A 12,181-nucleotide genomic window follows, 5' to 3' on the forward strand; every position below is an offset into this window, starting at 1 on the left:
GATCATTATTGAATAGATCCATAACCAAATATCTGTATTCCTGCTAAAAAAGCCGAGGGTTAATTTATTATCAAAATGATAAAACCTATCATTTTGATAGGTTTTATCATTTTGATTTGATAGTGAGTTTTGAGCTATCTGTCTTAAAATGAGTTAGATATTTTATTTTGTATGAGTAGGCATAGCTATTGAGTATATCATTTTGAAATGCTAAGTCAATGTATACTGTTATTGTTCCCTGCTGCTGCCGTCTCAACTTTAGCATTTCCGGCCAAACTTCAACGCAGCCACAATATCGGTATACCAATTCCCCTATTTTTATCATTATTAAATGAATTCGCACGTTAAGCAGCTCACTTTCGCGGGTATAATCGTTACCCTCGGTATTATTTTTGGCGATATTGGTACATCTCCCCTGTATGTATTTCAAACCTTGTTGGTTGAAGGTGGTAAGGTTAACCAGGCCCTTGTACTGGGCTCTATCTCCTGTATTTTCTGGACACTCACCCTTCAAACCACTTTCAAGTACATTGTAATTACCCTGCAGGCCGATAACAAGGGCGAGGGCGGTATATTTTCGTTGTACGCCCTGGTTAGGCGTTACGGTAAGTGGTTAGCTATCCCGGCTATTATTGGCGCGGGTACTTTACTGGCCGATGGTATTATTACGCCGCCCATATCAGTAACATCGGCTATTGAGGGGCTTAACCTGGTACCTGCATTCTCGCAGGTGATCGTCCCCGGTAATAATCTAATATTGATTATTGTAGTCAGTATTATTATCCTGCTATTCTTTTTTCAGCAGTTTGGTACCAAGGTAGTTGGTTCGGCATTTGGGCCGGTGATGCTGATGTGGTTTATCATGCTGGGTGTTTTGGGTATTATGCAGGTGGTACATCATCCATCTATATTCAAAGCTTTAAATCCATACTATGGCGCACGCTTGCTGATGGATCATCCTAAAGGTTTCTGGTTGCTGGGTGCGGTATTTTTATGTACCACCGGTGCCGAAGCATTATACTCCGACCTGGGCCATTGCGGCCGTAAAAACATACAGGTAAGCTGGATATTTGTAAAAACCACATTGGTGCTTAACTATCTCGGCCAGGGTGCCTGGGTGTTATCACAAGCGGCTGATAAAGACTTTACCGGTGTTAACCCTTTCTTTGAGATAGTGCCGCATGCTTTTTTAATACCCAGCATAACGCTGGCTACATTGGCTACCATAATTGCCAGCCAGGCGCTCATCAGCGGTTCGTTTACGCTCATCAGCGAGGCCGTGAGCATGAATTTCTGGCCGCGTATTACCATTAAGTACCCATCAAACATTCGCGGGCAGATCTATATCCCCAGCATTAACTGGATACTGTGCGCAGGTTGTATCCTGGTATCTATGTACTTTAAAACTTCCAGCGCCATGACGGCCGCTTATGGTTTTAGCATCACTATTGCCATGCTCAGCACCACCATTTTAATGTACTACTTTATGCGCTATGTAAAGCACTGGCCGGTATGGCTGGTTACCATTATACTGTGCGTGTTTTTATCTGTTGAGTTTTCGTTTTTTGTAGCCAATGCCGTTAAAATATTAAAGCGGTTGTTCTTTGTTGGTTTTGAGGTTGGGCTGATATTTACCATGTACATTTGGTTTAAGGCCCGCAAGATCAATAACCGTTTCCTGAACTTTATTGATATTAAAGAGCAGTTACCCTTGCTGAATGCCCTGAGCGCGGACACCACGGTGAATAAGTATGCCACACACCTCATTTATTTAACTAAGGCCAATAACGCCAGGCAAATAGAAGAAAAGATCATGTACTCGATCATGAGCCGCCGCCCTAAACGTGCCGATACCTATTGGTTTGTGCACATTGAGCGTACCGACGAACCTTATACGATGGAATACAGCGTGGATCAGATTGAACCGGGCAAAGTGATCAGGATTGAATACCGCCTGGGTTTCCGGATACAGCCGCGGGTGAATGTGTTGTTTAGGAATGTGGTGGAGGATATGGTGAAACGGAAGGAAATTGATATCACCAGCCAGTATGCATCATTGAACCGGTATGGCATAGCGGCCGATTTCAGGTTTGTGATCATGGAGAAATTCTTATCGTACAATAACCTGTTCAGTGTTTCGGAAGCGTTTATCCTGAATAGTTATTTTGCCATCAAGAAACTTGCACAGTCAGAAGCCAAAGCTTTTGGTTTAGATACCAGCGAAACCCGTATTGAAAAAATACCATTGGTGGTGAAACCGGTAAATAACATGAACCTGAAAAGGGTAGAGCCGGTAGGTTTTGAGATTGGGAGTTTTGCGGAAGTTGATTGATAGGAGGAGTAATTAATATATAATTTGTAATTGCGAGGAACGAAGCAATCGCGAACTATGCAAAGCTTAGATAGTATGTTGTAGAGCGCTCAATTGCCGCTGAGGCTGTTACTTTTGTCTTGATACAAAAGTAACCAAAAGATCAAGACAAAAAAAAGCTTCAACCCGCAGGCAAAACACCCTGGCCCGCTTTTTTGTCAGGCCTTTACCCACTTTTTTGATTTGCATTACAAATAGATGCGTTAAAATTATGTCAATTCCGCCGTTGTTGGTGTTGTCACCAACAACGTACTTCCTTGCCCGAAAAAACAAAAGAAGGGTTGTCATTTCGACGAGGAACGAGGAGAAATCTTATACAACTTGGAAAGCGATTTAGCAGGTTGTATAAGATTTCTCTTTAGTGCCTGAGCTCAGTCGGCCCCGGCTCTATCGAATGACAAAAGTTTTCTTAGAATGTTAAATACTTTTTAACCACTCACCACTCCCAATTCACCACTCACCAATCTACGCTTCTTCCTTAAAATAAACTTTATAATAGTTCATGGCACGGCCATCGTCAAAGCCTTTTTCAATCAGTTCTTTATCGCCGTGAATATAGATGTGGAAGTTTTTATCAAGCTTGAGCACACTTTTATAAACGCGGGCCTGCTTTTTTACGGCATTGTCTGATATCTCGAAGGTGTTGGCTATCGGGCTGTCAAACTCCTGCTCGTACTGGTTTTTAAAGTTTTTGAACGATTCGATAGCGTCAGGATTGCCGATCACCTCGTTAGAGAATTCGTCGATATCAAAAGTTTCTTTTTCCTTGAAATACTTCATGGAACGGTTCAGCAGATCGATCTTATCGGCTTTGGTCATATCAAACTCGTCGTCGAGTTTTTGGGTAACAAAGTTTTTGTAAATGCCCAGGGTATTGCTGGTTTGGTTAAAGCTATCGTTACGGATACGGAGTTGCAAAAACTCGTCTTTCCAGTAAACGGCCGCGTCTTGTCCGCCATTGGTTTTATCAACAACCACTACTTTATAGCCGTTTTCTTTCTCGATATTGAAAATGAGTACGCCTTTATCCAGTTTGTTAATATTGATGGCTTCCTGCTCATAATCAACCTGGAAGCCGCCCTTGTCGGGGTAAACCTTTAAATAGGTTTCCTTATTTTCTGATTTAAAAATGCCGATGGCATCCAGCGGGTTACCCTCAATTTGTACCTGATTGAAGTAAACCACATACAGCTCACCGCCTTTGATATTAGGGTGGGTGGTTGTTTTGTACAGGTGCTTGGCAATCTTTTGAGATGCTTCCTGAAATTGCTCCTTATCCTCAAATACCTGGGTGGCAAAATGATGAATCTCATTTAGGTTAAGGTCGCCGCTGCTGTGCATCAGGTGGTAAACCTCATTTACTTTTTCAAAGGGCTTTAAAAAGTACTGTAGCAGCAGGTTGGGGATGATGTCATCTTTCAGTTCCAGTGGCTGGTCAGACAGGGCATACATTTCTTCCTGAGTTGGGTTGCCAACATGATGTACCGAAATAGTATCGAGCGAAGCTTCAAAAAAAGTTACCATAATGGCCGCTAAGGTAGCGGTTTTGTTGCTGGGTTCAATAGCTCATTTAGTGATGCTTTGTGAATATGTAAGTTGATGCTTTGATGAAAAAGCCGTATCTTTAAGGAAACATAACAGCCCGGCTTTCTAATCGCAGAAGCCGGGCTGTTATGTTAATAGGGAAAAGCGATTTATGTCTTAAATTTTTAATAGTTATTTGATAGTCAATTTGTTAAGACTTTTTAAAGTGAAAAAAGCTGACAAATTTTGACCTGAAATATGATAAAACGCATAAAAAACGATGTTTTTTGACCAATTTTTAACAAAAAGCAGAGCTTTTTGCAGTCAAAATTTGTTAAAATAAAACTTTAAAAAGTCAGGCAGGGGTAAAGCATTGATCTGTCAAAATCAGTTCCTATTAATTTGTGTTATTTTTGTGCCCTGGTTCATGCAAATGTCGCAGAGCTCAACTTCCAACAACGAATGACAAATAACGAAACCATAGTAGCCCTTGCCACCCCTAACGGAATAGGCGCCATAGCGGTGATCCGCCTCTCGGGGCCAGATGCCATAACCATTGCCAACAGCGTATGGAAGGGAAAGGACCTCAGCAAGCAAGAGTCGCACACTATCCATTTTGGTAATATAGTAGATGGTGAACTGATTCTGGATGAGGTGCTTGCATCGTTATTCGTAGCACCGCGGTCATACACCCGCGAAAATGTGGTAGAGATATCATGCCATGCCTCGGGCTACATCGTGGAGAGTATCATCAAGCTATTTATAAAAAAAGGGGCACGCTCAGCCAAACCCGGTGAGTTTACGCTAAGAGCATTCCTAAACGGCCAGCTCGACCTGTCGCAAGCCGAGGCCGTGGCCGACCTGATCGCCTCTAATTCCAAAGCCTCACAGCAGGTAGCTATGCAGCAGTTGAGGGGCGGTTTCAGCAACCAGCTGCAAACCCTGCGTGAACAATTGGTGAACTTTGCCTCACTTATAGAGCTCGAACTTGATTTTGCCGAGGAGGATGTAGAGTTTGCCAATCGCGATCAACTAAAACAACTGATAGTAGATATCACCCACATTATTGGCAGGCTGATACAATCATTTGAATTGGGTAATGCTATTAAACAAGGCGTTAACACGGTAATAGCCGGCAGGCCAAATGCCGGGAAATCAACTTTATTAAATGCCTTATTGAACGAGGAGCGGGCTATTGTAAGTCATATTCCTGGCACCACACGGGATACTATTGAGGAGGTGCTGAATATACAGGGTATTAACTTTAGGCTGATAGATACCGCAGGTATACGCGAAGCTACAGATACCATTGAGCAGATTGGAGTGCAGCGAACGATGGAAAAAATAAGCCAATCGGCACTGCTCATTTATGTTTTTGATGCGGAGCAAATAACACCCGAGGAGTTAAAAAATGACCTGGAAAGCTTACAGAAGCCTGGTATAGCTATGTTGATGGTTGCTAACAAGATGGATCTGTTAAACCTGGAGATCAAAGAAGAAAATATTAAAGCGTTCTTTAAAAGCTCAGGTTTGCCGGAAACACAAACCATCTTTATTTCGGCAAAAGAAAAGCTGCATATTGATGATCTGAAAAACAAGATTTATGGAACCGCTATCAAAGATCAATTGAGCGGAGACGAAACACTGGTAACCAACATCAGGCACCTGGAAGCCTTACAAAAAACCGAAGAATCCCTGATCAGGGTACTGGGCGGCATAGACGGCAGCATAACCTCCGATTTTTTATCTATGGACATTAAGCAGGCACTCCACTATCTCGGCGAAATCACAGGTGCCGTTACTACAGATGATCTGCTGGAGAATATATTTAGTAAATTTTGTATCGGCAAGTAATCGTATGTCTTTAAATGTTTATTTACGATTAAGGCATAGAGGCATCAAGCAAATGAAAACTGTAAAAGCCTTATATAAAAAAAGCCGTTTCAGTTCATTGAAACGGCTTGCTATTTGAAAGTTTATTGTAACTCGGAACTCTAAAGCATTGTTAAAATTTCGGATCGAAATTGAAATATATCGGGTTTGACAAAGCAACCATATTACCCGATACCGCAGCAGAACGAGGTACCTGCGGATAATCAGTAGACGGCCCTTCTATAATAAGGCGGTAGTACATACGCTCAACTAATTTTGGCGTATCGGTAAATTCAACTACCGGGTTGCTGCCTGCCATTTTATAGCTGCCAAACTTACGGCCGTCTTTAATTACATTCACCGTATAAGTACTATCGGTTTTTACATTTCCTTTTAGCTCAACACGGAATTTAATGGGCTTGCCTGTAGATTTTGCGTTATCGCCCATCATCATATCCATTTTACCATCCTCGTTAATGTCGGCAAAAAACTCAACGCGTGGTGCATATGGGTTGGCGCTTATGGAAACTCGGCCGTTCACCAGTGCATCTACCACGGCTTGTGCGGTGTGTTTCGCCGCAAAAACCCAAGTGGTTGGGGTACCAATGTAATTTACATCACTTGGCCTGTGCACATCGCTACCGCCGCGTGCAGTAATTCTTCGGCCTGATGCAAGCATATCTTCCCAGATCAAGTTTGAGTTGGCGTTTTTGGTCCACAGGCAAGAGTTCCAAACTTCCATTGCGTCGACCAAATCATACGAAAATCCAAAGTGATCTTTAGGACCGGCTGGGTGGTTGGCCGACAAATGGATGCCCAATTCTTTTTTCACTTTGGCTATATCCGCATCACGCTGATCACGAACATCATATAATTTCTGGTGATCGTATGGCGTGGCAGAGAAAGTATTACCATGACCGCGGGTGGTAGTCCATTCAGCACCGTAAAGCATCAACAAAGTATTATCCTTGAAAGCGGTATCTGCCCAGGTATTATGCTCTACATCACCCAAAACGTGATTATCATGATCGGTAATACCAATAAAACCAAAGCCTACAGACTTAGCAAAAGCTTTGATTTTTGAAATAGGGTGACGTTCAGGGTCGTAGCCGCCCTCAGAGCTGTAGCTGGAATGAACGTGCAGGTCGCCCTTCATCCATTCGCCTTCGGTCAGGCTGGCAATTGGAGGTAATGCACCCAGCGGCTTGATCCAGGGGTTAACATGGTTTTTAGGTATTTTTTGTTGTGCAGATACCGTGTTGGTAATGCCGATCATAGCCAGCAGTGCAAATGCGATGCGAATATTATTGTGCATATTGATTATTGATTAAGTGATTTTAAAATTATTTACCAGGATAGCCAGGGTTCTGTGTCAAAGTCGGGCTACGCACGATCTCGGTTACCGGGATGGGACGTACCAAATATTTGGAATCAATGGCAGCAGGGTGATTATGGGCGCAGAAGGCATTGTATTGCGCCGCGCGGGTGAGCAGCGTTCCGGTGCGTTTAAGATCCATCCAGCGGTTTGATTCACCAAAAAGCTCACGGGCAGATTCGTCCAGCACATCCGTTAATGTGGCACTTCCGGTAAGCAGGTCATTTCCGCTCAGCTTGGCACGTGAGCGCAGGTCGTTGATCAATCCGGTAGCTAACCCTCCTTGTCCTTGTTTAACATATGCTTCGGCCAGTAACATCATGGTTTCGGCGCGACGGAATATGTACGTATCACGGTGTCCTTGCGGGTCTACACCTGAGTTGGTATAAACTACTACCGTAGGATCATAAAACTTCCAAATAATGGGGTAGATGGTATTTGATCCAAAAAACTGATGATACTGATCTGGGTTCACCACATAATAAGTTGGCTTGTTAGCTGCCTCATAGGCGGTAATATCGCTTGCGCTCATCGCCACGCGGGGTAGGTAGATCACGTTATCGCCTGCCTTAATTGCACCATTAGGGCCTGTTGCGTTGGCAGCAGCCACGATATGCCTTTGCAGGAACCGCTCAGACGCCCGGTAATCAGTAGCTGCATAGAGGTTGAAAAGGTAAGAGGAAGGCTGATAGGAGGCATCCTGACGCCAGTACGGCGCTGCCAGCGCTCCACCCGGAAACCTATCAGTCCAGAACTTGAACTGTTGATAAAGGTTGTTGCCGTTTTTGTTGTTAGCATCGGTGCTGGAATAGCGGACTGCGAAGATGACTTCTTTATTGCCACCAGCCGAGTATTGGTCGCCGAAGAGTGCATCCCATGTGCTGAGTGTTGATTTGCTCATAGCTCCCTGCAGATTGCTAACGGCATTTGCCAAATCGGCCGATTGCGCATATGGTTTATAGCTGCGTGTCAGCAACACCTTGCCAAGCAAGTGCTGGGCCATGCCCTGGGCTACGCGTCCATAGTCGCTTGGGTCGGCCGGCAACTGGGTGAGGGCTTGATTAAGGTCGCCCACTATTTGTTTATACACCTCTTCTTCGGATGTGCGGGTGAAATTATACGTAGCTTCGGTCACCTCCTTTGTAATCAATGGCACGCCTCCAAAAGTCTCCACCAGATTAAAATAGGCATAAGCACGCAGGGCAAGCAGTTCGCCGGTGCGAGTGGCGTATACTTTCGGGTCTATATTATCTTTTATTGCAGCTCCGCGTGTCAGGGCTGTGTTAGCCTTTGTTACCAGGTTGTAGTTGTCGGTCCACCAGCCCTGGCTTTCGTCTCCAGTAAATGTGGTGTAATCGTTAAGTGGCAATTGGGTGTCATCTACTACGCCTGTACGATCATACATATCTGTACCGTACCACATATGCGAAGTGTTTTGCAACAATGGGCGCAGGTATCTGTATGTTTCATTCACCAGCTCGTCATATGAGTTCTGAGTAACGAAATACTTGTCACTCGTCACCGACGAGGGGTTGACTTCCTCCAGGCTGCACGATTGAGCGAATACCAGCAACAAAATTGCTAATATACAATTGATTATCTTTTTCATGATTTATAATATAATATACCTGATCCTTAGTGAGTTAAAACGCTAAATCGAGTCCGAACATAAACTTACGTGTCATCGTATAGCCATAGGTTTGCGTATCTTTGCCTGCATTTTCCGGGTCCCAGCCTACATAATCGGTAAAAATGAAGGGGTTTTGACACGAAGCGAATACGCGCAACTTGCTAAGCCCCATTTTGCCTGTCAGGCTCTTAGGCAGGTTGTAGCCAGCATTGATATAACCCACCCTTACGTACGAAGTCTTCTGATAATATAATACCTCCATCGGGCCCGAAGGTACGCCTGGGCGCACCCAGGTACCACCGGTATTTTGCGGGGTCCAGTAGTTGAGTTTCAGCACGTTGAAATTCTCGTTGTCCTCCAGCGAGTATGATCCATGAAACTGCGAATATGAATATTGTCCCTGGCGGGTGGTCACCGTAAATGCTAAATCAACATTTTTATAAGTAAAAGTATTGGTGATGCCTCCTGTCCATTTAGGGAAAAGCGATCCTTTAAATACCTTGTCGGCATTGTTGATCGTACCGCTATTATCAATATCGCGCACTTTGATACTACCTGGTGCCAGGCCGTATTTTTTCGCATCTGCAGCCTCGTTTACACCCCAATAACCAAGCTGGTCATAGGTCCATACAACACCCACGGGTTGCCCCACAAACCAACCGTTGGCCTCATCGCGGCTTGAACCATCAGAAAGGCTTACGATTTTATTAGTATTAGACGCAAAGTTGAGCGATGTATTCCATGAGAAGTTATCGGTTTTAATGTTGACAGTGTTTAGGCCAATTTCAATACCCTTGTTGTTAACCGAGCCCACATTGTCTGTCAGACTGGTAAACCCATTAAGTACAGACATCACCCTGTTCATAATAACGCCATTGGTGCGGCGGTTGTATAGGTCGATCGTTCCGCCGATCCTTCCTTTGAAGAGTTCAAAGTCTAAACCAAGGTTAAACTCGTTAGTCCGCTCCCACGTCAGGTTTTTATTTGCGAAGCGCGTTATAGACGATGTGTTCACCACATTTGAGGTGCCAAAAAGGTACCTGGCATTGGCTACCGTTGGATAACTGCTATAAGGCGACACACCATTATTGCCCGATACACCATAGCTAAAGCGCAATTTCAAATTAGAAAGCGGGGTTTTGTCTTTCAAAAACTCCTCTTCAGAGATTCTCCAGGCAGCGGCTGCTGAGGGGAAGAATGCCCATTTATGCCCTTCGGCAAGTTTAGAGCTACCGTCTGTACGCCCTGTAGCGGTTAAGAGGTAGCGTCCCTTGTAGTCGTAGTTCAGACGTCCAAAATACGAATCCAGCTGTTCTTGTATGTAACCGGTAGACATGGAAGACATTGTTCCGGCTCCCAGGTTATACCAATCATAAGCATCAGTAGGGAATGATCTTGCCGCCTCGGCCGAATTCATGATGGATGATTTATAATAGGACGAACCCAACAGGAAATTTACAGTATGATCACCCCAGGTTTTATCGGCTTGCAACAAATTGTCCCATGTATATTTTACTGTGCGTCCTGCCTGGTATTGAGCACTGCTATTGGCCAGTGCTCCTGCACCGGTTTTTGTCATCGAGCCGATGTACGATCCGTATTCTAAATGCGTAATATCGGGAGCAAAGGTGGTGGTAAACTTCAGCCAGCTCAGCGGTTTCACTTCAAGGAACACGTTTCCAAAAGTATGCGTGTTGTTGGTTTGCGTGTGCCTGTTCTTCTCCTCTATAAAAGGGTTGGTAATGGTTGTTATTCCGTCCGGATAAAATTTAAGCGACCCGTCTGCATTGTACTTATCGGATAGCGGGCCAAGGCGATAAATGGTCCGGAAGGTTTCAGGGCTGGCTTGCTTAGTGATTTCGTAAGCCGTATAGATGGTAGTCCCAATTTTAAATGTTTTGTTAATCTGCTTATTTAGCGATGCATTCAAGTTGTAGCGGGTATAACCGTCACCCTGAATTTCGCCATTTTCAGAATTGATTGCTGCGCCCAGGCTGTAAGTAAGCTTTTCAGCACTGCCATTCACGCTCAACGCATGCGATTGCGAATAAGCCGTTTTCAAGATCTGATCCGGCCAGCTAATAGATTTGCCTGCCTTGTAGTTATTGTATGCCGCCTGGCCCAGCAACTGTTGCAAATCGGGTTCGTAGTTAGGGTTCGTATAATTTTGTCCTTTGCTACGGTCTATACGATATTGTACCCACTCATCGGCGTTGGTGAAGCGGGGCAGGTTCATGGCATTGCTTATAGAGCCTGAGCCTATATATTCTACAGTATTTCTGCCTTCCTTTCCTTTTTTGGTAGTAACGATGATTACACCATTTGCCCCGCGCGAACCATAAATGGCTGTTGAAGAAGCATCCTTCAATACGTCGATCCGCTCGATATCGGTTGGCGAGATGTCATTGATAGAGGTGACATAGATACCGTCTAACACATAAAGGGGTGGATTAATGGCACTTAAGTCCGTACCCGATTTAATGGTATTCTGTCCGCGGATGGAGATATCGAAGCCTCCACCAGGCTTAGTACTATTTGTTACGATGTCTACACCCGGTAGCTGACCAGCCAGCGCCTGGATGGCGTTGTTAAAATGCGTAGCTACAATCTTATCGTTAGATACAGAGCTCAGCGCGCCGGTAAGGTCGGCACGTTTCTGTGTGCCGTAACCTACTACAACTACCTCGTTGAGGGCAGAAGCCTCCTGCTGCATGGTGATGTTTAGGTTATTTCGGCCTGCAGTAGCCTCAAATGGCTTGTACCCAATATAGCTGAAAGACAGTACCGCATTATCATTAGGCACAGTGATGGTAAAGCTACCGTTTACATCGGTAGATACTGCTGTATTGTTAGCCTTGCATTTTACTACAACACCTACCAGCGGTAAGCCTTGTTCATCAACCACTTTACCAGTTACGGAATGTGGCGGGGCTGGTGCTGCGCGTTCTTTTACAACCACTGCCTTTTCGGCTGTAGTAATGGTATACGTTAAAGGCTGATTACTAAAAATTTCAACAAGGGCATCCTTCAGCTCAACATTTTTAATATCCACCGTAACAGGCTTAGCATTTTTAATCAGCTTCAGGTTATAAAAAAAATCATAACCGCTTTGATTACGGATGTCATCAAACACTTCTACCAGTGAAGCGTTATTCTTTTTGAGCGTTATTTTCTGCGCGTAAGTACTGGCACTTACCTGAAGAATAGCCGTTGTTAGTATGATTAAAGCGAGTTTCATAATTAACAGGCATTTTTTTAGAACACGGTAAGAAATACCGCGCCCGATTTGTAACAAAGTTTTGTACATTTGTTTAATAGGTGGTTTATTTTAAAAATCTTATTCACATACTATTTTTCTTTCCGCTGAAACGGAATGGTAAACCCAAACATCGGCCAGTGGTGGTTCCAA

6 protein-coding genes are annotated in these 12,181 nt (G+C 44.2%); 2 read left to right on the plus strand and 4 right to left on the minus strand.

Annotated features, from left to right (window positions below):
* Positions 1-331 precede the first annotated feature (331 nt).
* Entirely contained in the window at positions 332-2,332 is a 2,001-nt protein-coding gene (locus tag AAGC65_RS06690; protein WP_343111650.1) for a KUP/HAK/KT family potassium transporter, read from the plus strand.
* A 504-nt stretch (positions 2,333-2,836) separates the two neighbouring features.
* Here AAGC65_RS06690 and AAGC65_RS06695 read toward each other — a convergent pair.
* The gene (locus tag AAGC65_RS06695) at positions 2,837-3,895 is read right to left on the minus strand and encodes a nucleoid-associated protein (RefSeq protein ID WP_343111651.1); all 1,059 of its coding nucleotides are present in this window, start codon (positions 3,893-3,895) and stop codon (positions 2,837-2,839) included.
* 462 nt (positions 3,896-4,357) lie between these two features.
* Between AAGC65_RS06695 and mnmE the strand changes: the two genes are divergently transcribed.
* Positions 4,358-5,749 carry a tRNA uridine-5-carboxymethylaminomethyl(34) synthesis GTPase MnmE gene (mnmE, locus tag AAGC65_RS06700; RefSeq protein WP_343111652.1) on the plus strand — a complete coding sequence of 464 codons (1,392 nt, stop codon included), beginning with the start codon at positions 4,358-4,360 and terminating at the stop codon, positions 5,747-5,749.
* Between the two features lie 151 nt (positions 5,750-5,900).
* Here the strand turns inward: mnmE and AAGC65_RS06705 are convergent, their stop codons facing one another.
* Genes AAGC65_RS06705 through AAGC65_RS06715 form a run of 3 tightly spaced genes read right to left on the minus strand, consistent with a single transcriptional unit; the run spans position 5,901 to position 12,010 of the window.
* Positions 5,901-7,082, minus strand: coding sequence for a CehA/McbA family metallohydrolase (locus AAGC65_RS06705; RefSeq protein ID WP_343111653.1), 1,182 nt, complete (start codon positions 7,080-7,082; stop codon positions 5,901-5,903).
* Positions 7,083-7,110: 28 nt separating this feature from the next.
* Positions 7,111-8,751, minus strand: coding sequence for a RagB/SusD family nutrient uptake outer membrane protein (locus AAGC65_RS06710; protein ID WP_343111654.1), 1,641 nt, complete (start codon positions 8,749-8,751; stop codon positions 7,111-7,113).
* A 34-nt stretch (positions 8,752-8,785) separates the two neighbouring features.
* Positions 8,786-12,010 (minus strand): TonB-dependent receptor, encoded by a 3,225-nt coding sequence (locus AAGC65_RS06715; protein WP_343111655.1) that lies wholly within the window; start codon positions 12,008-12,010, stop codon positions 8,786-8,788.
* Between the last annotated feature and the right edge of the window lie 171 nt (positions 12,011-12,181).

The organism is Mucilaginibacter sp. (assembly GCF_039207105.1).
Taxonomy (GTDB): Bacteria; Bacteroidota; Bacteroidia; order Sphingobacteriales; family Sphingobacteriaceae; genus Mucilaginibacter.

Coding starts and splice junctions, on each gene's coding strand:
- AAGC65_RS06695 (WP_343111651.1), bottom strand. CDS start 3,895: ATGGTAACTTTTTTTGAAGCTTCGCTCGATACTATTTCGGTACATCAT.
- AAGC65_RS06715 (WP_343111655.1), bottom strand. CDS start 12,010: ATGAAACTCGCTTTAATCATACTAACAACGGCTATTCTTCAGGTAAGT.
- mnmE (WP_343111652.1), top strand. CDS start 4,358: ATGACAAATAACGAAACCATAGTAGCCCTTGCCACCCCTAACGGAATA.
- AAGC65_RS06710 (WP_343111654.1), bottom strand. CDS start 8,751: ATGAAAAAGATAATCAATTGTATATTAGCAATTTTGTTGCTGGTATTC.
- AAGC65_RS06690 (WP_343111650.1), top strand. CDS start 332: ATGAATTCGCACGTTAAGCAGCTCACTTTCGCGGGTATAATCGTTACC.
- AAGC65_RS06705 (WP_343111653.1), bottom strand. CDS start 7,082: ATGCACAATAATATTCGCATCGCATTTGCACTGCTGGCTATGATCGGC.